The 22,723-nt window shown below is 66.9% G+C and carries 19 protein-coding genes and 1 pseudogene; 13 read left to right on the plus strand and 7 right to left on the minus strand.

What is annotated here, in order from left to right; genetic code table 11:
- Nucleotides 1-176: 176 nt before the first annotated feature.
- Both ACE5C1_RS13540 and ACE5C1_RS13545 read right to left on the minus strand, forming a co-directional pair.
- Nucleotides 177-1,556 carry a TonB-dependent receptor domain-containing protein gene (locus tag ACE5C1_RS13540; protein ID WP_374944598.1) on the minus strand — a complete coding sequence of 460 codons (1,380 nt, stop codon included), beginning with the start codon at nt 1,554-1,556 and terminating at the stop codon, nt 177-179.
- A gap of 13 nt (nt 1,557-1,569) precedes the next feature.
- On the minus strand, nt 1,570-2,574 hold the full coding sequence (locus tag ACE5C1_RS13545; RefSeq protein ID WP_374944599.1) for a TonB-dependent receptor plug domain-containing protein: 1,005 nt from the start codon (nt 2,572-2,574) through the stop codon (nt 1,570-1,572).
- 481 nt (nt 2,575-3,055) lie between these two features.
- On the opposite strand from ACE5C1_RS13545, the gene ACE5C1_RS13550 reads away from it, so the two are divergent.
- Together ACE5C1_RS13550 and ACE5C1_RS13555 are read left to right on the plus strand one after the other, a co-directional pair.
- Nucleotides 3,056-4,012, plus strand: coding sequence for a glutathione S-transferase family protein (locus tag ACE5C1_RS13550; RefSeq protein ID WP_374944600.1), 957 nt, complete (start codon nt 3,056-3,058; stop codon nt 4,010-4,012).
- Nucleotides 4,013-4,109: 97 nt separating this feature from the next.
- Nucleotides 4,110-4,715, plus strand: coding sequence for a VOC family protein (locus ACE5C1_RS13555; RefSeq protein WP_374944601.1), 606 nt, complete (start codon nt 4,110-4,112; stop codon nt 4,713-4,715).
- A gap of 167 nt (nt 4,716-4,882) precedes the next feature.
- Here the strand turns inward: ACE5C1_RS13555 and ACE5C1_RS13560 are convergent, their stop codons facing one another.
- From ACE5C1_RS13560 to ACE5C1_RS13570, 3 genes are all read right to left on the minus strand, one after another.
- Nucleotides 4,883-6,667: an AMP-dependent synthetase/ligase gene (locus ACE5C1_RS13560; RefSeq protein WP_374944602.1), complete on the minus strand. Its 1,785-nt coding sequence runs from the start codon at nt 6,665-6,667 to the stop codon at nt 4,883-4,885.
- Nucleotides 6,668-6,670: 3 nt separating this feature from the next.
- Nucleotides 6,671-8,413, minus strand: coding sequence for a gamma-glutamyltransferase family protein (locus ACE5C1_RS13565; protein WP_374944641.1), 1,743 nt, complete (start codon nt 8,411-8,413; stop codon nt 6,671-6,673).
- A gap of 275 nt (nt 8,414-8,688) precedes the next feature.
- Complete coding sequence (locus tag ACE5C1_RS13570) at nt 8,689-9,735, minus strand: quinone-dependent dihydroorotate dehydrogenase (protein ID WP_374944603.1); 1,047 nt, start codon at nt 9,733-9,735, stop codon at nt 8,689-8,691.
- 259 nt (nt 9,736-9,994) lie between these two features.
- Between ACE5C1_RS13570 and ACE5C1_RS13575 the strand changes: the two genes are divergently transcribed.
- The 11 genes and pseudogenes from ACE5C1_RS13575 (at nt 9,995) to ACE5C1_RS13625 (ending at nt 19,713) form a co-directional block, all read left to right on the plus strand.
- On the plus strand, nt 9,995-10,831 hold the full coding sequence (locus ACE5C1_RS13575; protein WP_374944604.1) for a helix-turn-helix domain-containing protein: 837 nt from the start codon (nt 9,995-9,997) through the stop codon (nt 10,829-10,831).
- Between the two features lie 74 nt (nt 10,832-10,905).
- Nucleotides 10,906-11,400 carry an RrF2 family transcriptional regulator gene (locus ACE5C1_RS13580; RefSeq protein ID WP_374944605.1) on the plus strand — a complete coding sequence of 165 codons (495 nt, stop codon included), beginning with the start codon at nt 10,906-10,908 and terminating at the stop codon, nt 11,398-11,400.
- Nucleotides 11,400-12,875 carry a Fe-S cluster assembly protein SufB gene (sufB, locus tag ACE5C1_RS13585; protein WP_374944606.1) on the plus strand — a complete coding sequence of 492 codons (1,476 nt, stop codon included), beginning with the start codon at nt 11,400-11,402 and terminating at the stop codon, nt 12,873-12,875. Before ACE5C1_RS13580 ends, sufB begins: the two co-directional genes overlap by 1 nt.
- A gap of 268 nt (nt 12,876-13,143) precedes the next feature.
- Nucleotides 13,144-13,230 (plus strand): annotated as a pseudogene (locus ACE5C1_RS13590) (ATP-binding cassette domain-containing protein); the annotation flags it as partial.
- A 20-nt stretch (nt 13,231-13,250) separates the two neighbouring features.
- On the plus strand, nt 13,251-13,721 hold the full coding sequence (locus ACE5C1_RS13595; RefSeq protein WP_374944607.1) for a DUF29 domain-containing protein: 471 nt from the start codon (nt 13,251-13,253) through the stop codon (nt 13,719-13,721).
- The gene (sufC, locus tag ACE5C1_RS13600; protein ID WP_374944608.1) at nt 13,721-14,467 is read left to right on the plus strand and encodes a Fe-S cluster assembly ATPase SufC; all 747 of its coding nucleotides are present in this window, start codon (nt 13,721-13,723) and stop codon (nt 14,465-14,467) included. Before ACE5C1_RS13595 ends, sufC begins: the two co-directional genes overlap by 1 nt.
- A gap of 157 nt (nt 14,468-14,624) precedes the next feature.
- Nucleotides 14,625-15,692, plus strand: coding sequence for a SufD family Fe-S cluster assembly protein (locus ACE5C1_RS13605; protein ID WP_374944609.1), 1,068 nt, complete (start codon nt 14,625-14,627; stop codon nt 15,690-15,692).
- A 301-nt stretch (nt 15,693-15,993) separates the two neighbouring features.
- The gene (locus ACE5C1_RS13610; protein ID WP_374944610.1) at nt 15,994-17,205 is read left to right on the plus strand and encodes a cysteine desulfurase; all 1,212 of its coding nucleotides are present in this window, start codon (nt 15,994-15,996) and stop codon (nt 17,203-17,205) included.
- On the plus strand, nt 17,202-17,639 hold the full coding sequence (locus ACE5C1_RS13615; RefSeq protein WP_374944611.1) for an SUF system Fe-S cluster assembly protein: 438 nt from the start codon (nt 17,202-17,204) through the stop codon (nt 17,637-17,639). Before ACE5C1_RS13610 ends, ACE5C1_RS13615 begins: the two co-directional genes overlap by 4 nt.
- 124 nt (nt 17,640-17,763) lie before the next feature.
- A complete protein-coding gene (locus ACE5C1_RS13620) occupies nt 17,764-18,117 on the plus strand; it encodes a HesB/IscA family protein (RefSeq protein WP_374944612.1) in 354 nt (117 codons plus the stop codon).
- Nucleotides 18,118-18,321: 204 nt separating this feature from the next.
- On the plus strand, nt 18,322-19,713 hold the full coding sequence (locus ACE5C1_RS13625; RefSeq protein ID WP_374944613.1) for an amino acid permease: 1,392 nt from the start codon (nt 18,322-18,324) through the stop codon (nt 19,711-19,713).
- On the opposite strand, the gene ACE5C1_RS13630 is transcribed toward ACE5C1_RS13625, so the two are convergent.
- Nucleotides 19,714-19,968, minus strand: a complete 255-nt coding sequence (locus ACE5C1_RS13630; protein WP_374944614.1) for a hypothetical protein — start codon at nt 19,966-19,968, stop codon at nt 19,714-19,716.
- Nucleotides 19,965-22,649, minus strand: coding sequence for an aconitate hydratase AcnA (gene acnA / locus ACE5C1_RS13635; RefSeq protein WP_374944615.1), 2,685 nt, complete (start codon nt 22,647-22,649; stop codon nt 19,965-19,967). Before acnA ends, ACE5C1_RS13630 begins: the two co-directional genes overlap by 4 nt.
- Nucleotides 22,650-22,723 lie beyond the last annotated feature (74 nt).

A 22,723-nucleotide genomic window follows, 5' to 3' on the forward strand; every position in this document is an offset into this window, starting at 1 on the left:
GACGCTCGGGCTCGGCCCATGCGATCCTCGTTCGAACTGAGCCGTCGCCTCGGTCGCGTTGCATCGATCCCGTGATGGGCGAGAACGACCGCAACGGATTGCCGCGATCGGCAATAGGCTGCTTCGCTCACTACGAGCGCGACTTCACAACTCGCAGTATGGCGCCGCCCCCGCGTTCAGTACTTCGCCGATAGCCGGAGCCCATACGTCCGCGGCGCGGTCGCGCCATAGGTCAGGAAGTTGCCCGAGCCGACAATCGAATAGATCGGAATGCGGTCGTTCTCGATGTTGCGGACATAGGCCGCGACCGACCAGCGCTCGCTGTCCGGCCCCAACTGGATCTGCGCGTTCGACGTCCAGGTCGAGCCGATCAGCTGCTGCGGCAGATAGGCAAAGCCGATGTACCGACTGCTACGGTGCTGGGTGTCGGCGCTTAGCACGACCTGGAACCCGTCGAGTTTGATCGTCTGCTGGCCCGAGAGATTGAGGGTCCATTTCGGCGAGTTGTACGACGGGTATCCGCTGCAATCGATCCGGACCTGCGTGGCCGTCGCGGGCGTCACCGGGCAGCCGGTGATAGGCGGGGGATTGATCGCGGCGGCGAAGGCATAGTCCTTCTGCTCGGTGTCCAGGTACTGCAGGTTGGCGCCGACCAAGGTGGTCGGCATGATCAGCAACTTGCCGTCGATCTCGAAGCCCTGGATCGTCGACGAGCCGATATTCTGGACGTAATTCGCGTTATTCGGCGGGGTGGCGAGGTCCGGCGCAACGCGGCTGACTTGCTGGTTCCGATACTTCCAGATGAAGCCCTCGACATTGGCTTGCAACCGATTGCCAAAGAAACGGTTCTTCATGCCGACCGTATAAGCGGTGATCGTCTCGGGCTGGTAGGTCTCGAACCCTGTCGCTACCGAGAAGCCGCCCCAGCGATAGCCGCTCTCGATGCTGGCGTAGAGTAGCGAGCGCGGGGCGACATCGAACTCGACCGCGCCGCGATAGGTGATCTTGTCGTTCGAGAGCCGGCGGTCGTTGACGATAATGTCCCGGCGGATGCTGAGCGCGCCCGTCGGCACGCCGCCCACGAAGACCATGATCGGCGCGCCGCCAGCAGCAGGGAACGGGGAGCCGAGCTGCGAGGGATCGTTGAACAGCGGCACGACCGGCACATTCGGACAATTCCCCAGCCCTGGTCCGAGTGGACGGGTGCACGAGATGACCGCGGTAAGCTGGGTGGTGCTGAACCGCTTTTTGTCCTCGGTGTAGCGCAAACCGCCGACCAGGCGCAGCCGGTTGGAGACGTTGAGCGTCAGCCGCCCGAAACCGGCGTAGGACTTTGTGTTGTACTTCGGTCGCTGATAATTGGCGGTGCTGCCCGACGTCAGCTGCGTGGTGACGTCGAGGAACTCGTCGAAATGATAGCCGCCGATCTGATAATCGGACGGACCGATCCGAGTTCCGGCGAAGCGGACCTCGACGCTGGACTGGGTGTCTGTTCCCGGTTGTAATAGGGGCTGCCGCCGGCGTTGGCGAGGAAGTTCAGCTTGGCATAGCGTCACGCCGGAATGACGGTCAGGGTACCGGCGCCGGTGTTCCAATCGATTTGGGCATTGAAGCCAGGAACGTGTTGTCCTGAAAGGGCCGCCCGAGCGCGGTCAGGCGATTGCCGATCGGCGCGAACACCCGGGCCGTGCGGAAGGCCTGGCTCGCGGGTGCGTTGATGCCGGTGCCGATCGGTATGTTCGACGGCGTGAGGGTGGTGCCCGCGAAGGAGCCGACATAGTCGATGCCCGCGCCGAATCCGCCGTTGTGGGCGTAATCGCCGGCGACGCGGACGCTCAGGTCCGGGGTCAATTCGGCCTCCATCTGCGCGCGCGCCGCCCAGGTCTTCTCGTCGGACGTGCCGTCCGATAGATAACCATCGTGGCTTGCCCGCGATGCCGACAGGCGGATCGCGCCGCGATCGCCGACGGGCAGGTTGATCGCGCCTTCGGCATTCAACGTATCGTAATTGCCGTAGGTGAGCGATCCGTTGCCCGAGAACTCGCCGATCCGCGGCTGCGCGGGCAGGACATTGATCGCGCCACCGGTCGCGTTGCGGCCGTAGAGGATGCCCTGCGGACCCTTCAGGATCTCGACCCGCTCCAGGTCGTAGAACACGCCGGTCGTCGACGTCGGGCGGCCGACATAGACGCCGTCATAGTTGAACGCGATCGCCGGATCGCTGTTCGGCGCAAGGGTGAAATTGCCGACGCCGCGGATGAAGGCGGCGTTGCCTGTGTTGGTCGGCACGATCGACAGCGCGGGCGCGAGGCTGTTCAGCCGATCGACCTGGGTGATGCCCGAAGCCAGCAATGCCCCGCCCTCGATCACGCTCAGCGGCACGGCGGCGCGCTGCGAGTTCTCTGACTGGCGCTGGGCGGTGACGATGATGTCGCCCAGGCCGTTCCGGTCGGGCGCCGCGGCGGCGCTGACCGACTCCGATGGTGTCGGGTCGACGGTCTCCTGGACCTGCGCTCCGGCAAAGGCCGATATCAATGCGACGACAGCCGTCGACAGCAGCAACGTGGTGCGCATCCCTCATCCTCCCCCAACGAAATTGCATCATTTGTAATTGCAACTCAGTGGAGGTAGCACGTTGGCCAAGGCGGCGCAAGAGCGTCTGACGCCGGGTCAGGCGATCGTCGATGCATGGACGGAGGCAGGACGGCTCAGCGGGGTGCCACAGCGTCGCCATATGCGCGCGCGTGCTGCACGGCCACCTGCCGCATCATGTCGCAAAGGTATTCGGCGACCGGAGTGAGCGGCATACCCTTGCGCCGGACGATCGCGATCGGTGCGGCAGGATTTGCAGGCAGCGCCAGCGGCTCTATTGAATCGGTGAGCAGCGGCAGCTCGACCCATCGCCGCCTACAACTACGCCCAGCGGGTGAGGACATTGCGGGCTTCACGTCTTACGAGTTCATCTGCAAGGCATAGGCCGACCAGCCCCACCGCTTCACCATCAACCCGCACCACCAATCACCGGGACCAAACACCTAATCGCTTGGAGAGCATCATGGACCAGACCCTTGCCGCAACAGCGGCCGCCGCACGCGAGGCGCTGAAGACAGGCGAGACGCAGGGCGTCGCCACCCGCGAGCAGCCCCGCTTCGAACTTTTCCATGCCGCCACCTCGATCTGTTCGCAGAAGGTGCGCACCGTGCTCGCTCATCACGGGCTGGCATATGTCGAGCATACCCTCGACATGTTCACCGGGCAGACGTACCTGCCCGGTTACGTCCGCCTGCGAATGCTGGGCTGCGAGCGGTTCGGCGGCGCGCTCGTCTCGCATCATAGCGGCAGCACCTCGGCGAGTGCCGGCGGGTGCGACGGGGCGGTCGTGCCCACGCTGATCGATTGGCAGGCGGGAGACGTCGTCGTCGATTCCAAGCGCATCTGCCTGTACCTCGACGACCAGGTCGCGCCCGAGGACCGGCTGCGCCCCGATACGCTCGCAACGGCGATCGATGCCGAGCTCCAGATCGTCGACGAGCTGCCGAACTACCAGATGCTGATGGGCCGGACCGTCAAGGGCAGCGAATCCGCGGCCAGCAGCAAGGACGTCGGTGGCGCCTTCTCGCAACGCAAGGTCGCGTGGTGCGACCGCTACCTCCAGGAGCACAGCGACGATCCGGCGCTTGTCGCGGCCTACACGGCCAAGCGCGCGAAGGAGCTGTCTGCGGCCCAGGCGCTGTTCTCGCCCGAAGCCATGAGTGCCGCTTATGCCAACGCCGAGATCGCATTGGTCGCGCTGGAGGGCAGGCTGTCCGCGGCGGGCACCGCCTGGCTCTTCGGCGACCGCGAAACGATGGCGGACCTGTTCTGGGGGATCGAGCTGCTTCGCATGGAGAATGTCGGTGCCGCGCACTTCTGGGAAGGTCGGCTGCCGCACGTCGCGCGCTTTCTCGCCGCCGCGCGCGGCATCCCCGCGATCCGCACCGCGATCCTCGAGTGGCCGGGCGCGACCTTCTGACCCCATCTGGTCAGAAGTTCAGGCGGGAGAACCGGACCCGGCTCGCCGCCCTGACGTTGGTAGCCTGAGCCTCCGCCACCATCAAAGGACCGAGACGGTGCCAACCATCAAACCCGTGTTCCACCATGCCACGTTCAAGACCAGCCGGCTGCAGGAGATGATCGACTGGTACAAGAAGGTGATCGGGGTGACGGTCACCTTTCAAGACGCGAACAACGCCTGGACCACCAACGACGCCGCCAATCACCGCATTGCTTTTCTGATGGTGCCCGAACTCAGCGACGACCCGGAGAAGGTGCGCCACAACGGTCTCCATCATACGGCGTTCGAGTACGACAGCTTCGACGACCTGATGGCGTCCTACGAGCGGATGCGGGACGAGGAGGGGATCATGCCGGCCTTTTCGCTGCATCACGGCCTGACGATCTCGATCTACTACCGCGATCCCGAAGGCAATTACGTGGAGCTGCAATCCGACGCTTTTGGCGATTGGGCCAAGTCGACCGAGTGGATGCGCACGTCCGAGGACTTCCGCGGCAATCCGATCGGCACCTTCTTCGATCCGCAAAAGGTGCTCGAAGCCCATCGCGGTGGCAGGAGCTTCGAGGCGCTCAGCCCCGCGATGCGGCAGGGCGACTTCGTGCCCGACGCGATCCCGAACATCGGCCTACCCGAACCTGAGGCGGTCACCCGCGGTCTGTAAGCGCCGTGCAGACGCCACGCGCAATGACGCTGTGTCGAATGAATAAGGAGTCACGATGACGCTCAACATCCTCCACCTCAATTGCAGTCCCGCGGCGAGACCATATCTTATTCGCGCCGGATCTCGGCCGCGATCGTCGCGGCGATCTTCACGCTGCACGGACCGCTTTAACTCCCGTACAGAGCGTCCAGCCGCTCGCCGTACACCTGCCGGATGACATGCCGCCGGATCTTTAAACTCGGCGTCAACTGCTCGTTCTCGATTCCGAAGGGCGCGTCGGCGAGCATGAAGCGGCGGATGCGTTCGGTTGCGGAGAGGTCCTTGTTTACCCGTTCGATCGCGTGACCTAGCGCGGTGCGATAGGCGCTGTTTTGCGCCAATCGTTCGAACTTGCACGACGTCCCGTTCGCCGCGCACCATTCCTGCGTCCAATCGGGGTCGGGGACGATCAGCGCGACCATGTGCGGACGCCGGTCGCCCGCGATCATCGCCTGGACGATCTCGGGCTGGAGGGTCAGCATCCCCTCGACCTTCTGCGGCGCGACATTGTCGCCCTTGTCGTTGATGATCAGGTCCTTCTTGCGATCGGTGATCCTGATCCGGCCGCGATCATCGATCTCGCCGATGTCGCCCGTATGGAGCCATCCGTTTTGCAAGACCTTCGCCGTCTCCGCCTCGTTGCGCCAATAGCCGTGCATCACCAGCTCGCCGCGGACCAGGATTTCGCCGTCCTCGGCGATCCGCACTTCGGTGTCGATCAGCGGCGGCCCGACCGAATCCATCCGGATGCCCGCCGCCGGGCGGTTGCACGAGATCACCGGCGCCGCCTCGGTCTGGCCATAGCCCTGCAGGAAGTTCAGGCCCAGCGAATGGAAGAACAGCCCGACCTCGGCGTTCAGCGGCGCGCCGCCCGACACCATCGCCTTCATCCGCCCGCCGAACTTCTTCGCGATCTTCGGCTTGAATACCCGGTTCACCAGCAATTGCGTCGGCCGGTCGATCAGCCGCAGCCGCCCTTCGTACTGACGCGCGCCGATCTCGAGTGCACGCGCGAGCAGCCAGGCCGAGGCGCCGCCCTGCTTCTGGATCGCCTTGGTGATCCGCGTCCGCAGCACCTCGAACAGCCGCGGCACGACGAACATCACGGTCGGGCGTACCTCCTCGATATTCGCGGCCAGCTTGTCGAGACTCTCGGCGTAATAGATCTGAGCACCCAGCGCGATCGCGAAGAACTGCCCCCCGGTGTGCTCGTAGGCGTGGCTGAGCGGCAGGAACGACAGCAGCACGTCGTCGCCCCAGCCGAAATCCTCCGAGATCACCGCGGTGCAGCCGGCGCAATTGTGCAGGATCGCGCCGTGGTGCTGCATTACGCCGCGCGGGGAACCGCCGGTGCCGCTGGTGTAGATGATGCACGCCAGGTCTTCGCGCGAGAAATCGGCGGCGACGTCCTTCGGTTCGGCAGGGTGCCGCGCGATCAGCGTGCGCCAGTCGTGGCATTCGACGCCCGACTGGCCCAGCCGCACCGGGTCGATGCCGATCACGTGCTGGGCATGGATCGACTTCAGCACCGCGGGCATCAGCGCGTTGGCGAGCTTCTGCGTCGACACGATCACCGCGCGCGCGCCCGAAGTCTCGATGATGTGCGCATGGTCGCGCTCGGTGTTGGTCGTGTAGGTCGGCACGGTGATGCAGCCTGCGGCCACGATCGCGAGGTCGCTGATGCACCATTCGGGGCGGTTCTCGGCGACCAGCATCACCCGGTCGCCGGGGTTCAGCCCGATCGCGCGCAGCCCCGCGGCCAGGCTCGCCACCTGCCGCGCCGCGTCGGCCCAACTGGTCGGCACCCAAGCGCCCGCCTGCTTGCGCCAGAGGAACGGCGCAGCGCGATTTTCGGCGGCGCGCGCGAAGAACATCGCGATCAGGTTGGGGAAATGTTCGAGCCTGCGGGCCATGGCTTACTCCGGCGCGCGCTGCAGCGTCGCGCGTGGCGGTTCGGTAACCGTACCGTCCTGGGCGATCGACACCCCTTCGCTGCGCGGATCGGCCGCGCCCACCCAGCGTCCGCCGACCCGCTCGATCGCATTGGCCTTCAGCCCCAGCGGCGCGATCTGCACCTGCTGCCCGAGTGCGCGCAGCGCCGGCGCCATCGTCTCGGCCTGCGTCCCCTGTTCGGCGATGACCGGACCGGGAGCGAAGATCAGTCCCATGCCGATCGCGTCCTGCGCGCTCAGCTTCCAGTCGAGCACCCCGATCAGCGCCTTGGCGATCTGCGCGATGATCGTCGGGCCTCCCGCGGCGCCGAGCGCGATGCGGACGGTGCCATCGGGACCGTAGACGATCGTCGGCGCCATCGAGCTGCGCGGCCGCTTGCCCCCCTCGACCCGATTGGCGACCAGCGCACCGTCCTTCTCGGGGACGATGTCGAAGTCGGTCAGTTCGTTGTTGAGCACCGTCCCGTCGACGCTCAACCCCGATCCGAAATAGCCCTCGACCGTTGTCGTCACCTCGACGACGTTGCCCTTGGCATCGACCGCGACGAGATCGGTGGTGCCGGGCGTTTCGCTCGCCTTCGCGCGCATCCGCTGCGGCGCGCCCGGCGGCATGCCCGCGTCGACGCTCGCCAGCGTCGCACCCGGTGAAATCGTTGCAGATCGCGAGGCCAGATAGCGTTCGTCCAACAAACCGCTCACCGGCACGCGCACGTAATCGGGATCGCCGACGTACAGGTCGCGATCGGCATAGGCGAGGCGCGAGGATTCGGCGAACAGGTGCCAGGCGACCGGCGAATCCTTGCCCAGCTTGGCCATGTCGAACCGTTCGAGCTGCTTGAGGATCATCAGCACGGTGATCCCACCCGACGACGGCGGCCCCATCCCGCAGACTCGGTACACCCGGTACATCAGGCACACCGGCGGGCGCGGCTTGGCGTCGTAGCTCGCCAGGTCCCCGGTCGTCATCCGCGACGGGTTGCGCGCGGCGCCGTTGACCGCCGCGACGATCTTCGCCGCCTGCGGGCCGACGTAGAAGCTGTCGGGCCCCTGGGCGGCGATCCGCTCCAATAGCGCCGCTTGAGCGGGATTGCGCACGGTTGCGCCGACGCTCAGCAGATTGCCCTGCGCGTCGCTGTAGAGCGCCCGTGTCTCGGGTGTGACGTGCCTGCCGTAAGCGGCCATCCCGTCGATCAGCCGCGGGGTCAGCTGGAAGCCGTCGCGCGCCAGCCGGATCGCGGGCACGAACAGCCGCGCCCAGGGCAGCCTGCCCGACTGCCGGTGCGCCAGCGCCATCCCGCGCAGCGCCCCCGGCACGCCGACACTGCGCCCGCCCGGCACCGCGTCCGAGTGACGTAGCGGCGTGCCGTCGGCGGCGTAGAACCAGTGCGCGTCCGCCGCCGCGGGCGCCGCCTCACGCGCGTCGATCGTCGTCAGCTTGCCCCCGCTAGCGTGGTTCACCCAAAAGCTGCCGCCGCCAATACCCGAGCTCTGCGGCTCGACGACGTTCAGCGCCAGCATCGTCGCGATCGCCGCGTCGGTCGCGCTGCCGCCGGCGCGCAGCATCTCGACCCCGGCGGCGGCGGCGCGGCGGTCGGCGGCGCTGACCACGCCCTGAGCCTTCGCAGGCCGGGGCGACGGCCCCTTGGTCCGGGCCGAGACGGTGACGGGAAGGGTGAGCGCAGCAAGCGCGAGCAGCAACCGGATCATGTCGTACCAACCGTAACGGCTGACGTGATGCGTGCAAGCGTCTGCACCGGTCGGCCGGTCCGGAAAGGTGTTCACGCGAAGGCGCGAAGCCGCGAAGAAGAGGGTTCACGCGGAGGCGCGGAGACGCGGCGGTGTTGTGCCTGGGACGACGGTCGTCCTGTCAGCCGCTCGCGATGTCGGGAAAGCACTGACGGGCTCCGGGTATCCAAGCGCCGCAGGCATCGTTCGTCATCGTCTTCTCCGCGCGAACAAACGTCTTTCGCGTGAACCAGGAATCAAGCGCCGACCGCGTCCCCCACGCATTCGAAACCGTCGCGCGCCAGCAGCGCGTCGAGGTCCCGCAGCATTCGCGCCGGCAGTCCCGGTCCTTCGTAGACCAGCCCGGTGTAGAGCTGCACCAGGCTCGCCCCCGCACGGAATCGCGCATACGCCTCCGCTCCGCTCGCGATGCCGCCCACCGCGATCAGCGGCATCGCGCCGCCCGTCGCTTGCCGGAAATCCGCCAGCCGCGCGCGCGCCAGACCGGCAAGCGGCGCCCCTGACAGTCCGCCGCTTTCCGCGGCATTCGCCGAGCGCAGCCCGTCGCGCGTTACGGTCGTGTTGCCGACGATCAGCGCATCGACCCGCGCCTCGATCGCTGCGCGCGCGACATCGTCCACTGCCGCCGCGTCGAGGTCGGGCGCGACCTTCAGGAACAACGGCGTCGTCCCGCGCGCCGCCATGCACGCGGCGAGCAGCTCGGCGAGCGCCGCGCCGTGCTGGAGGTCGCGCACGCCGGGGGTGTTGGGCGAGCTGATGTTGATCGTCAAATAGTCCGCGAGCGCCGCCGCCGCGGTCACCCCGGCGACGTAATCGGCCACCCGGTCGACCGAGTCCTTGTTCGCCCCGACGTTGATACCGAGCACCCCGGGCCGCGCTCCCAGTGCCGCTACCCGCGCCAGCGCCGCCGCGACCCCGCCGTTGTTGAACCCCATCCGGTTCACCACCGCCCGGTCCGCGACCAGCCGGAACAGCCGCGGGCGCGGGTTGCCGGGCTGGGGCAGGGGGGTGAGCGTCCCGATCTCGACCGCGCCGAAGCCGAGCCCGAACAAGCCTGCAATCGCCCGCCCATCCTTGTCGACCCCCGCCGCCAGCCCGACCGGATTGGCGAAGTCGATCCCCGCGACTCGGGCTCGCAGCCGCGGTGACACCGCCGCATCGCGCGCCAGCGGCGTGCCAACCCGCCCCCACGCCGCCAACGCCGAAATCGTCAGCGTATGCGCACGCTCCGCATCCACCGCGAACAGCGGCGCACGAACAAGCGAAGACAAGAGGTTAGCCATCGGTGCCGCCTTCGCATCCCGCAGCGTCCGCGTCAAAGACGTCGTATCCATGCAATACGCGCGTAGCCGGGACGTGGTTGAACAGCCCCGCGACCCAGGGCGGATGTCTCTTTGAGGGATGACCGCTCAACTCGGGGCTGGACGAGCGATCGGCCGGCCCCGCCTTTCGGTGTCGTTTACGTACCTTGCACGCGGGCACGCCTGTGCTTCGCGGGTGCACCATGATAGTCGTGTCGTCGACGCATGGGGGTGCGACGCGATGACCGACGTATCGCTGGACTATGTGGTGCCAAGCGCCGCGCTCGCACCGTACGTCACCCTGTTCTATCTCTTTCGCGCCGACATTCCCGAATTCGACGATGTCGAACGCGCCGATCATGCGCAGCTCCGGTTCCGCCTGTCGGGCGGCACGTCGGACTATCGCTTTGCCGACGGCCGCTGCGTGTCGGCGACGCCGAACCATTTCGTCGGCGCGACCAGCAGCGCGGTCCGCACCCGCGCCGACGGGCCGCTGCGCGTATTCGGCATGGGGCTGACCCCGGCGGGGTGGGAGGCGCTGACCGGCATCGATGCGGCCTCCGCGCTGAATCGGATCGTCGACGCAGCCGACCGTCTGGGGCTGGTCGCGGCCGACATCGCGGTTGCGCTCGACGCCTGCACCACGGCCGAGGAGATGGCGGCGGTCGCCGAGCCCCGGCTGGCCGCGCTGATCGGTGCGGGCCACGCGGCGACGCTGCGCTTCGTCCGCGCGGTCGATGCCTGGCTGGTCGACGGACCGTCGCCCGAGATCGATGCGCTAGCCGCCGCCACCGGTCTGTCGCGCCGCCAGGTCGAACGCCGCTGCAACGCGCTGTACGGCGCCCCGCCCAAGCTGCTCGCGCGCAAATACCGCGCCCTGCGCGCCGCGGTCGCGTTGGCCGACGGGCACGATCCGCACGACGGCTTCTACGACCAGAGTCACATGATTCGCGAGATCAAGCAGTTCACCGGCCTCACCCCGCGCCGGATGCGCGATCCGGGGGTGCTCGCCAAGCTGACGATCGCGCAACGCCGGGCTCTCGAAGGTCAGGTGGCGCCGATCATCAGCGATACCTAACCGCTTGACGAGAGACGCGTAGCGCACCATCTGCCAATCGGACCAAAGCGGTCCGATTTGAGAATCGTTCGCAGATGCGCCTGTCCAGCCTGGCCGATTATGCCGTCGTGATGATGACCGCCGCCGCGCGTCACGGTACCCAGGCGGGGCTTTGCCCGACGTCGCAGCAAGGATTTGCGGCGCGCCTTAACGCGACCCAGCTGTCGGAGGAAACCGGCGTGCCACTGCCCACCGCGCAGAAGCTGGTCAGCCGCCTCGCCGCCGCCGGTCTGCTCGAAAGCGCCCGCGGCACCGGCGGCGGCTTCCGCCTCGCCCGTTCTCCTTCCGCTATCAGCCTGGCGGACGTGATCGAGGCGGTCGAGGGCAGGATCGCGCTCACCACCTGTGTCGACGACACCCGCCACGATTGCGCGCTCGACGGCCACTGCGCGGTCAAGCCGCATTGGGGCATCGTCAACGAAGCCGTCCGCGGCGCGCTCGCCGGGGTCAGCCTCGCGCGCCTCGCCACCACCACTCCGGTTTTGAATCCGGCACCGCGCGCCACGACGCGTGCAGAGGTACTCGCATAATGGCCACCAAGAACGCCGAAGCCTATGCCGCGGTCGCCAAGACCTACGAGTGGGGTTTCAGCTCGGACATCGAGCAGGAATTCGCGCCCAAGGGGCTGAGCGAGGACACCGTCCGCTACATCAGCGCCAAGAAGGGCGAGCCCCAGTGGATGCTCGACTGGCGGCTGAAGGCGTTCGCGCTGTGGCAGACGATGGAGGCGCCGGACTGGGCCAAGCTGAACGTGCCGCCGATCGACTATCAGAACGCTTATTATTACGCCGAGCCCAAGGCGAAGCCCAAGCTAGGCTCGTTGGATGAGGTCGATCCCGAGATCCTGCGCGTCTACGAAAAGCTCGGTATCCCGATCGGCGAGCAGAAGATGCTGGCCAACGTCGACGATGGGACCACGCCGCAGCGCCGCGTTGCGGTGGATGCGGTGTTCGACAGTGTGTCGGTCGCGACCACCTTCCGCAAGGAGCTGGAGGCCGCGGGCGTCATCTTCCGCTCGATCAGCGAGGCGATCAAGGAATATCCCGACCTCGTCCGCAAATGGCTCGGCAAGGTCGTGCCGCAGCGCGACAATTACTTCGCGACGCTCAACAGCGCGGTCTTCAGCGACGGCACCTTCGTCTACATCCCCGAAGGCGTGCGCTGCCCGATGGAATTGTCGACCTATTTCCGCATCAACGCCGAGAACACCGGCCAGTTCGAACGCACGCTGATCGTCGTCGACAAGGGCAGTTATGTGTCGTACCTGGAGGGCTGCACCGCCCCGATGCGCGACGAGAACCAGCTCCACGCCGCAGTCGTCGAACTGGTCGCGATGGACGACGCCGAGATCAAGTACAGCACCGTCCAGAACTGGTATCCCGGCGACGAGAACGGCCTCGGCGGCATCTACAATTTCGTCACCAAGCGCGCTTTGTGCCAGGGGCGGAACAGCAAGGTGTCGTGGACCCAGGTCGAGACCGGCAGCGCGATCACCTGGAAATACCCGTCCTGCGTGCTGGCGGGTGACGGCAGCGTCGGCGAATTCTACTCGGTCGCGGTCACCAACAACCGCCAGCAGGCCGACACCGGCACCAAGATGATCCACTTGGGCAAGAACACACGCTCGACGATCGTGTCGAAGGGCATCTCGGCCGGCCGCTCGGACAACACTTACCGCGGCCTGGTGCGCGTCGCCCCGACCGCGGAGGGCGTGCGCAACTTCACCCAATGCGATTCGCTCCTGCTCGGCGACCAGTGCGGCGCCCACACCATCCCCTACATCGAGGTCCGCAACCCCTCCGCGCAGATCGAGCACGAAGCGACCACCTCCAAGATCAGCGAAGACCAGATGTTCTACGCGATGTCCCGCGGGCTGGACTCGGAAGCCGCGGTAGCCCTGATCGTCAACGGCTTCGCCCGCGAGGTGCTGCAACAGCTCCCGATGGAGTTCGCGGTCGAGGCGCAGAAGTTGCTGGGGATCAGCCTTGAGGGGAGTGTGGGATAGTGCACCGGATATTCATACTAGTTGAAAATGGTGAATCCGAGCCGGTCGTGGAGGGCCGGTATGAGTTTGAGGTCGTGCCACGCGTGGGTGAATGTTTCACTATAGGCGCACTTGGTCGTGAAGCTATCTTCCGAGTTACCCACATTCTTCATCATGTGAAAGACGCCGGTGATCGCCTGCAGCCTTTGGACTGGATGGAAATTAAGGCTGAAGTAGCCAAGTGACGCTGCAAAACGAAAGCTTATACGCCGAGATCGACGGCAAGCCGATGCTCAAAGGCCTGATCCTGACGGTGAACGCGGGCGAAATGCACGCAATCATGGGGTCGAACGGCGCGGGCAAGTCGAAGCGCGGCAAGGCGGAACGGAGGCGCTAATGGCGACGCGATACGAAACCGATTTCTACGGCTGGACGCAGGAACAAGCGGCTAAGCTGCGGGCACTGATGGCCGAGCGCACTAACCTGGACGTCGACATCGAAAACATCGCGGAGGAGATCGATAGCTTGGGTCGCAGCAACTATCACCAGCTCGTTAGCCGGCTGGAGGAGATCGCGATTCATCTGTTGAAACTTCATTATTCGACTCACCTCGACTGCGAGAATGTCTGGAAGTCTTCTGTGCGGGGACATCGCCCGCGAGTAGCAAGGCTGCTCCGTGAGAGTCCCTCATTGAAGCCGCGGCTGAGCGAGGCGATTAAAGAAGGCTATACGGATGCTCTGCGTCACTTCAGCGACGATAAGCTGGTCGAACTTTGCATGCCAGAACACCTTCCGGAATTGTCGCCATTTCCTGTGGACGAATGTATCCGGGACGAGTGGTGGCCAGAAATGCGTGGACATAACTAATGCTGATTATCCAGAACCTCCACGCCGAGATAGACGGTAAGCCGATCCTCAAGGGCCTGACCCTCACCGTAAACGTGGGAGAGATCCATGCGATCATGGGGCCCAACGGCGCGGGCAAGTCGACGCTTGGCTATGTGCTCGGCGGGCGACCCGGCTATGAGGTCACCGCGGGATCGGTGACGTTCGACGGCCAGGACCTGCTCGAACTTGCCCCCAACGAACGCGCCGCTGCGGGGGTGTTCCTCGGCTTCCAATACCCGGTCGAAATCCCGGGCGTCTCCAACGTCCAGTTCCTGCGCGAGGCGCTCAACGCCCAGCGCGGGCATCGCGACGAAAAGCCGCTCTCGGGCGCCGAGTTCCTCAAGCTCGCTCGCGAGGAGGCCCGCAAGCTCGACATGGATGCCGAGATGCTCAAGCGCCCGGTCAACGTCGGCTTCTCGGGCGGCGAGAAGAAGCGCAACGAGATGGTCCAGATGGGCGTCATCGATCCCAGGTTCGCGATCCTCGACGAGACCGACAGCGGCCTCGACATCGACGCGCTGCGCATCGTCGGCGACGGCATCAACCGGATCATGCGGCGTGCCGACAAGGCGGTGCTGCTGATCACGCACTACCAGCGGCTGCTCGATTATGTGGAGCCCGATTTCGTCCACGTCCTCGCCGACGGCCGTATCACGCGAACGGGCGGGGCGGAACTGGCGCATGAGCTGGAGCGTGAAGGCTACGGCCAGGTGACGGCGGCGTGAGCGGGGTATGTAGCCCCTCTCCTCTTGTGGGAGAAGGGGCCCGTCGCGTCAGCGATGGGAGGGTGAGGGGGCGGTCGCGCAGCGACCGCGCGAGCCTCCGGCTCGCACCCCTCATCCGGCGCTCCGCGCCACCTGCTCCCACAAGGGGAGAAGGGAGATGACCCTCCTCGATCTCCCCTCCACCCGCGCCGAGGCGTGGCGCTGGGCCGATCTCGGCGCGCTGTCCGCCGCCGCCGCGCTTGCGCCAGTCGCTGCGCCGCATGTCGACTTCCTTGACCTCCCAGGCGCACGCCTGCTGTTCGTCGACGGCGTCCTTGATGAGGCACGCAGCGATCTCGGCCCCGTAACCCTCGCCGATCTCACCGCAAGCGACCACCCCCTAGGTCGCCACGCGCAAGGCCGCGGCTGGTCGCTCCGCCTCGCCGCGGACGCCGCTGCCGATCCGGTCCAGATCGTCCACGTCGCCACCGGCGCGGAGAACCATCTGCCGTCCGAGATCGTCCTCGCCGACGATGCGGTCGCGCAGGTCGTCGAGACCTACGTCGGCGCAGGCTGGTCCAACCGCCATTTGTCGGTCACGCTGGGCAAGGCCGCCCGCCTGATGCGCAGCGTGCGCCTCCTCCAGTCCGGCGGCTTCACCTCGCTGCGAGAGGACGCCACGCTCGGCACCGGTGCCAGCCTCGTCACCACCTTCCTCGGCGCAGGCCAGGCCGGCACCCGGATCGACGCCCAGATCACGGCAGGCAACGGAGCCTTCGCCGAATACGGCGGCGCCCTCCTCACCGCGGGCGAGCAGCGGCAGGAATGCGCGGTCCGCATCCGCCACGCCGAACCCAACGGCCAGTCGCACCAGCTATGGCGCGCGGTCGCCGCCGACCGCTCCACCGCCAGCCTCGCCGCCGCGGTCGAGGTCGCGCGCGACGCGCAAAAGACCGACGGCGAGCAGTCGCTGCGCGGCCTCCTCCTCAAGCGTACCGCGACCGTCAACCTCAAGCCCGAGCTCGAAATCTTCGCCGACGACGTGAAGTGCGCCCACGGCGCGACCGTCGGCGAACTCGACGCGCGCGCGCTATTCTACATGCAAAGCCGCGGCATCCCCTACGCGCGGGCGCAGGCGCTGCTGACGCGGGCGTTCGTCGCCGACTCGCTGGATCGGATCGCGAACGAAGCCGTGCGGGAGGCGTTCGTCGCGAACGCCGACGCGTGGCTGGAGACGGCACTGTGAACGATGCGCGGTACGCTCCCCTCCCTGCAAGGGAGGGGCTGGGGGTGGGTGGACTGCTCGCGATACCGCACGCGAAAATGCTCGTGGTCCGTATGCAAGCCCAGGCCTCTGCCTTCCAGGAAGGGGCGAATGGCATGCTGTCCTACACGTCGGCGATCTGCCACGACGCGTTCATGCACGTCACGCCGCCTGCTTCCACCGTCTCGGCCCGCGCAACAAAGTTTCCAACACGCGCAACGCAATTGCCGAACGGGCGCGACATGTGCGTCACGTCGCCCGCGACTCACCCGAGGACCGCCGCATGACCGTCCTCGCCGCAGCCCGTCCGCTCGACACGCTCGCCGACTTCCCTGCGGTCCCGCAAGGCTGGGCCTACCTCGACACCGCCGCCACCGCGCAAAAGCCGCAACCTGTCATCGACGCGATCACCCGCGGCTATGCGCAGGACTACGCGACCGTCCACCGCGGCGTCTACGCGCGCTCCGCCGACATGACGCTCGCCTATGAGGTCGCACGCGCCAAGGTCGCGCGCTTCATCGGCGGCAAGCCCGACGAATGCGTCTTCGTCCGCGGCGCGACCGAGGCGATCAACCTCGTCGCAACGTGCTGGGCAGGCAAGACGCTCAAGCCCGGCGACCGCATCCTCCTATCGATGCTGGAGCACCACGCCAACATCGTGCCTTGGCAGATGGTAGCCGAGCGCGTCGGCGCTGCGATCGACGTCGTGCCGCTCACCGCCGATGGCCGCATAGACCTCGACGCCGCCGAGGCGATGCTCACCCCCGCGCACAAGCTCGTCGCGCTCAGCCATGTGTCCAACGTCCTCGGCTCGGTCCTCGACGCGCACCGCGCGGTGAAGCTGGCGCATGCGGTCGGCGCGAAGATCCTGCTCGACGGCTGCCAAGCGGTCGCGCGGCTCCCCGTCGACGTGGCCGATCTCGGCTGCGACTTCTACGTCTTCTCGGGCCACAAGCTCTACGGTCCGACCGGCATCGGCGTGCTCTGGGGCCGGGCCGAGCTGCTCGACGCGATGCCGCCCTATCAGGGCGGCGGCGCGATGATCGACCGGGTGACCTTCGCGAAGACGACCTACGCCAAGCCGCCCGGCCGGTTCGAGGCGGGCACGCCGCACATCGTCGGCACGTTGGGGCTCGCGGCGGCAATCGACTACGTCGAAGGCATCGGGCTGGACCGCATCCACGTGCACGAGACCGCGCTCGTCGCGCAGACCCGCGCGGCGCTCGGGACGCTCAACAGCGTCCGCCTGTTCGGTCCCGAGGACAGTGCGGGCATCGTCAGCTTCGCGGTCGAGGGGGTGCATCCCCACGACGTCGGCACCATATTGGACGAAGCGAAGGTCGCGATCCGCGCGGGCCATCACTGCGCGCAGCCGCTGATGGATGCGCTGGGGGTAGAGGCGACTGCGCGGGCGAGCTTCGGGGTGTACAACGGAGCGCAGGACGTCGAGGCTTTGGTCCGGGGTATCGAGAGAGTAACGAGGATTTTCGGATGAGCTACGACGTCGAGGAAGTGGAGGGCGTCGCGCCGCCCGCAAAGGCCCGCGTCGAGGACGCGCCCCGCGAGCGCGATTACCTATCCGGCTTCCTCGCGCAGAAACCCGCGGGCGACTCTCCGGGCGAACCCGGCGGCGCGCTGTACGAGGCGGTCATCGATGCGCTGAAGGACATCTTCGATCCCGAAATCCCGGTCAACATCTACGACCTGGGCCTCATCTACGGTGTCGAGATCGATGACGGCCATGCGGTCGTGATGATGACGCTGACCACCCCGAACTGCCCGGTCGCCGAGTCGATGCCCGGGGAGGTCGAGCTCCGCGTCGCCTCGGTCCCCGGCATCGCCACCGCCGACGTCAACCTGATCTGGGATCCGCCCTGGGACCCGCAGAAGATGTCCGACGACGCGAAGCTCGAATTGGGCATGTTATAGAACTCCGTTCGTCCTGAGTAGCGACTGAGCGAAGTCGAAGGCGTGTATCGAAGGACAGGGGGGGTCGATACGCCGCTTCGACAAGCTCAGCGGCTACTCACCACGAACGGTTTGGAGTTTCATTATGGCCACGACTCTGCGCACCCGTCCCGCCGCGCTGAACCTCACCCCGTCCGCGCACGCCCGCATCGCGGACCTGATGGCACGTGCGCCATCGGACGCGATCGGGGTCAAGCTTTCCACCCCGCGCCGCGGGTGCTCGGGGCTGGCCTATTCGGTCGACTACGTCACCGAAGCCAAGCCGTTCGACGAGCGCATCGACACGCCGGGCGGCACGTTGTTCGTCGACGGCGGGTCGATCCTCTACCTGATCGGATCGACGATGGACTGGGTCGAGGACGATTTCACCGCGGGTTTCGTCTTCGCCAACCCTAACGCCAAGGGCGCCTGCGGCTGCGGCGAGAGCTTCACGGTGTAGCCGCACCCTGTCGCCCTTCCTCGTCGCGGCCTTGAGCCGAGGCCCCGCTTCTTCTGCACGCCTGAGAAAAGAAGCCGGGCACCGGGTCAAGCCCCGGGGTGACGAAGGCGGGGCTGGCGTCGCTGTTCGCGATCTCGGGCTGTCCTACAGCGAGTCCTTGTGGCACCCATGACCACGACATCCGCAGGGGTTCACGGGGGAAGCATGGCCAGTCTGTTCCGCAAGAAGATCGTCGACCTCACCCCGCAAGCCAACGCGCTCGCTCGCACCCTGTCCTGGCCGCACCTAGTCGCGCTCGGAGTCGGCGCGATCGTCGGCACCGGCATCCTGACCCTGATCGGCGTCGGAGCGGGCCTCGCCGGCCCCTCGGTGATCCTGTCCTTCGCCATCGCGGGTGCGATCTGCGCCTGCGCCGCGCTCGCCTATGCCGAGATGGCGACGATGATCCCTGCGAGCGGCAGCGCCTATACCTACAGCTACGTCGTCATCGGCGAACTGATCGCCTGGGTGATCGGCTGGAGCCTGATCCTCGAATATTCGCTCGTCGTCTCGACCGTCGCGGTCGGCTGGTCGGGCTATGCCGCGCCGCTGCTGACGCAATACGGCTTCCCGGTCGCGTTCACCGCGGGCCCCGCGCTCGGCGGTGTCGTCAACGCGCCCGCGGTCTTCATCATCGGCGTCGTCGCGCTGCTGCTGTCGGCGGGGACCAAGGAGAGCGCGACGCTGAACGCCGTCCTGGTCGTCGTCAAGATCGTCGCGCTGGCGGTCTTCGTCGCGGTCGCGCTGCCGGCGTTCGACGCCGCCAACCTCCACCCGTTCATGCCCTACGGCTTCCCCAAGGCGCCGGGTGCCGACGGGGTCGATCGCGGGGTGATGGCGGCGGCGGCGATCATCTTCTTCGCTTTCTACGGCTTCGACGCGATCTCGACCGCGGCGGAGGAGACGAAGAATCCGGGCCGCGACCTGGCGATCGGGATCGTCGGGTCGATGGTTGCGTGCGTCGCGATCTACATTCTCGTCGCGGTCACCGCGGTCGGGGCCTTGTCCTACACCCGCTTCGCGGGGTCCGCCGAGCCGCTGGCGCTGATCCTGCGCGAGATCGGCAGTCCGAAGGTCGCGGTATTCCTGGGCGCGTCGGCGGTCATCGCGCTGCCGACGGTGCTGCTGGCGTTCCTGTTCGGCCAGAGCCGCATCTTCTTCACGATGGCGCGCGACGGGCTGCTGCCGCAGAGCCTGGCCACCGTGTCGAAGCGGGGCGCGCCGGTCCGCATCACCCTCATCACCGCCGCGATCGTCGCGGTGCTGGCCGGGCTGCTGCCGCTGGGAGAGATCGCCGCGCTCGCCAATGCGGGCACGCTCGCCGCCTTCGTCGCCGTGTGCGCATGCATGCTGATCATGCGCCGCCGCGCGCCGGACGCCCCGCGCACCTTCCGCACACCGGCGGCGTGGTTCGTGGGCCCGGCAGGAATCCTTGGCTGCCTCTACCTGTTCCTCAGCCTGCCGCTGAGGACCGAGCTCTACTTTCTGGCCTGGAACGCGTTCGGGTTGCTGGTCTATTTCGTCTACGCACGGCGGCGCGCGGTTGCGACCGGCTAACTATGAGCTTGCGCGCTTGGTCCAGTAGAGGCGGACCAGCGCCGCCAGCCCGATCAGCGCCCACGCGGCGTCAAGGAACGCGGGTGTCATCGCGCCGTGCCAGATGGCGTTGACCGTCAGCCCGACGCCCCCGGCCATGTTCATCGCCTGGAACACCGCCGACTCGGGCGAGAGCCTCTTGATCGTGACCAGCAGATAGGCGGCGAGGACGAGGGCCGAGCCAGCCCATCCCGCCGCCTCGACGCCGAGGTTCAAGCTGCCAGGTTGCGCAGCACGTATTGCAGGATGCCGCCGTGGAGGAAGTATTCGAGCTCGTTGACCGTGTCGATGCGGCAGCGGGTCTCGAACGTCTCCTTAGACCCATCTGCGCGCGTCAGCTCGACGGTGACCGTCTGGCGCGGACGGAGCGCGGCGACGTCGGTGATCGTAAAAGTCTCGTCGCCGGTCAGCGCCAGAGTCTGGCGCGTGACGCCTTCCGCGAATTGCAGCGGCAGGACGCCCATCCCGACCAGGTTCGACCGGTGAATGCGCTCGAAGCTCTCGGCGATCACCGCACGGACGCCCAAGAGGTTGGTGCCCTTCGCCGCCCAATCGCGCGACGATCCGGTGCCGTACTCCTTGCCCGCGACGACGACCAGCGGAACGCCGTCGGCCTTGAAGCGCATCGCGGCGTCGTAGATCGGCATGATCTCGCCGCCGTAGCGCGACATGCCGCCCTCGACCCCGGGGACCATTTCGTTGCGGATGCGGATGTTGGCGAAGGTGCCGCGCATCATCACGTCGTGGTTGCCACGGCGCGCGCCGTAGCTGTTGAAATCGCGGCGGGCGACCTGATGCTCCATCAGGAAGGCACCTGCCGGGCTGTCCGCCTTGATCGAGCCCGCCGGGCTGATGTGGTCGGTGGTGATCGAATCGCCGAGGATCGCCAATGGCTTGGCCTCGATGATGTCGGCGGTCGGGGCCGGGGTCATCGTCATGCCATCGAAGTAGGGCGGGTTGGCGACGTAGGTCGAACCCGCGCGCCACTGGTAGGTGTCCGAGCCGGTCACGTCGATGCCGCGCCACTTGGCGTCGCCTTCGTAGACGTTGCCGTAGCGGTTGCCGAACATCGACGCGTCGATGCTCGAATCCATCAACGTGTGGACCTCTTCGTTGGTCGGCCATATGTCCTTCAGGTACACGTCCTGTCCGTCGGTTCCCTGGCCCAGAGGCGTGTGAACCATGTCGCTGGTGACGCTGCCCTTTAGCGCATAGGCGACGACCAGCGGTGGCGAGGCGAGGAAATTGGCGCGGACGTCGGGGCTGATGCGGCCCTCGAAATTGCGGTTGCCCGACAGGACGGAGGCGGCGACCAGGTCGTTGTCGGCGATCGCCTGGCTGATCGCGGGCGCGAGCGGGCCCGAATTGCCGATACAGGTGGTGCAGCCATAGCCGACGAGATTGAAGCCGATCGCGTCGAGATCGGCGCTCAGGCCCGCCTTGTCGAGATAGTCGGTGACGACCTGGCTGCCCGGCGCGAGGCTGGTCTTGACCCAGGGCTTGGGCTTCAGACCCAGTGCCCGCGCCTTGCGCGCGACGAGGCCCGCGGCGACCAGCACCGACGGGTTGGAGGTGTTGGTGCAACTGGTGATCGCCGCGACCACCACGTCGCCGTCGCCGATGTCGTGGCCGAGCTCGGCGATGTTAGCCCGGACTGCGCGTTCCTTGTGATAGATCTTGAACAGGTCGGCGTTGAACACCTCGTCGACCTTGCCGAGCGAAACGCGGTCCTGCGGGCGCTTGGGACCGGCGAGGCTGGCGGTGACGGACCCCATGTCGAGTTCGAGCGTGTCGGTGAAGATCGGGTCGGGCGCGTCGTCGTGCCGCCAGAAGCCGTTGGCCTTCGCATAGGCCTCGACCAGTGCGATATTCTCCTCCGAGCGCGCGGTGAGGCGCATGTATTCGATCGTCTTGCCGTCGACCGGGAAGAAGCCGCAGGTCGCGCCATATTCGGGGGCCATGTTGGCGATCGTCGCGCGATCGGCCAGCGTCATCGCAGACAGGCCGGGGCCGTAGAACTCGACGAACCGCCCGACCACCCCGCGCGCGCGCAGCATCTGGGTGACGGTCAGCACCAGGTCGGTCGCGGTGATGCCTTCGGCAAGCGCGCCGGTCAGCTTGAAGCCGACGACCTCGGGAATCAGCATGCTGACGGGCTGCCCCAGCATCGCCGCTTCCGCCTCAATCCCACCGACGCCCCAACCGAGGACGCCCAGGCCGTTGATCATTGTCGTGTGGCTGTCGGTGCCGACGAGGGTGTCGGGATAGGCGACGAGTCCGCCGTCGCCGTGCTCGCCCGAAGACACCGACGACCAGACCGCCTGGCCGATATATTCCAGGTTCACCTGGTGGCAGATGCCCGTCCCCGGCGGCACGACCTGGAAATTGTCGAGTGCCTTTGAACCCCATTTGAGGAACTCGTAGCGTTCGATGTTGCGCTCGTATTCGAGGTCGACGTTGTCCGCGAACGCCTGCGGGGTGCCGAACTCGTCGACCATGACGCTGTGGTCGATGACGAGGTGGACGGGAACCTGCGGGTTGATCTTGGCCGGGTCGCCGCCCAATTTGGTGATCGCGTCGCGCATCGCGGCGAGGTCGACGACGCAGGGGACTCCCGTAAAGTCCTGCATGAGGACGCGCGCGGGTCGGTACTGGATCTCGCGGTCCGACCGCTGTTCCTGCTGCCAGTCGACCAGCGCCTGGATGTCGTCGACGGTGACGGTCTTGCCGTCCTCGAACCGCAGCAGGTTTTCGAGCAGCACCTTCATCGAGAAGGGCAGGCGGCTGATGTCGCCGAACTTCACCGCCGCCTTGTCCAGGCTGTAATAGCTGTAGCTCTTGCCGCCGACGTCCAGCGTGGAGCGGGTGCCGAGCGTGTCCTGGCCGATCGCGGTCATGCGTGTCCTTCCTCAAGAGGTCCGACACGACGGGGAGGCGGGGCAAATCCCCCCGCGCGGGCGCACCGGAGCCG

This window comes from Sphingomonas sp. (genome assembly GCF_964263785.1).
In the GTDB taxonomy this organism is placed as follows: Bacteria; Pseudomonadota; Alphaproteobacteria; order Sphingomonadales; family Sphingomonadaceae; genus Sphingomonas.

What these genes read in the sequence shown, in the direction of transcription:
- ACE5C1_RS13575 (WP_374944604.1), top strand. Translation starts at nt 9,995, where the DNA reads ATGACCGACGTATCGCTGGACTATGTGGTGCCAAGCGCCGCGCTCGCA.
- ACE5C1_RS13560 (WP_374944602.1), bottom strand. Translation starts at nt 6,667, where the DNA reads ATGGCCCGCAGGCTCGAACATTTCCCCAACCTGATCGCGATGTTCTTC.
- ACE5C1_RS13605 (WP_374944609.1), top strand. Translation starts at nt 14,625, where the DNA reads ATGACCCTCCTCGATCTCCCCTCCACCCGCGCCGAGGCGTGGCGCTGG.
- ACE5C1_RS13595 (WP_374944607.1), top strand. Translation starts at nt 13,251, where the DNA reads ATGGCGACGCGATACGAAACCGATTTCTACGGCTGGACGCAGGAACAA.
- ACE5C1_RS13545 (WP_374944599.1), bottom strand. Translation starts at nt 2,574, where the DNA reads ATGCGCACCACGTTGCTGCTGTCGACGGCTGTCGTCGCATTGATATCG.
- ACE5C1_RS13610 (WP_374944610.1), top strand. Translation starts at nt 15,994, where the DNA reads ATGACCGTCCTCGCCGCAGCCCGTCCGCTCGACACGCTCGCCGACTTC.
- ACE5C1_RS13620 (WP_374944612.1), top strand. Translation starts at nt 17,764, where the DNA reads ATGGCCACGACTCTGCGCACCCGTCCCGCCGCGCTGAACCTCACCCCG.
- ACE5C1_RS13580 (WP_374944605.1), top strand. Translation starts at nt 10,906, where the DNA reads ATGCGCCTGTCCAGCCTGGCCGATTATGCCGTCGTGATGATGACCGCC.
- ACE5C1_RS13625 (WP_374944613.1), top strand. Translation starts at nt 18,322, where the DNA reads ATGGCCAGTCTGTTCCGCAAGAAGATCGTCGACCTCACCCCGCAAGCC.
- sufB (WP_374944606.1), top strand. Translation starts at nt 11,400, where the DNA reads ATGGCCACCAAGAACGCCGAAGCCTATGCCGCGGTCGCCAAGACCTAC.
- ACE5C1_RS13550 (WP_374944600.1), top strand. Translation starts at nt 3,056, where the DNA reads ATGGACCAGACCCTTGCCGCAACAGCGGCCGCCGCACGCGAGGCGCTG.
- sufC (WP_374944608.1), top strand. Translation starts at nt 13,721, where the DNA reads ATGCTGATTATCCAGAACCTCCACGCCGAGATAGACGGTAAGCCGATC.
- ACE5C1_RS13570 (WP_374944603.1), bottom strand. Translation starts at nt 9,735, where the DNA reads ATGGCTAACCTCTTGTCTTCGCTTGTTCGTGCGCCGCTGTTCGCGGTG.
- acnA (WP_374944615.1), bottom strand. Translation starts at nt 22,649, where the DNA reads ATGACCGCGATCGGCCAGGACACGCTCGGCACCCGCTCCACGCTGGAC.
- ACE5C1_RS13565 (WP_374944641.1), bottom strand. Translation starts at nt 8,413, where the DNA reads ATGATCCGGTTGCTGCTCGCGCTTGCTGCGCTCACCCTTCCCGTCACC.
- ACE5C1_RS13615 (WP_374944611.1), top strand. Translation starts at nt 17,202, where the DNA reads ATGAGCTACGACGTCGAGGAAGTGGAGGGCGTCGCGCCGCCCGCAAAG.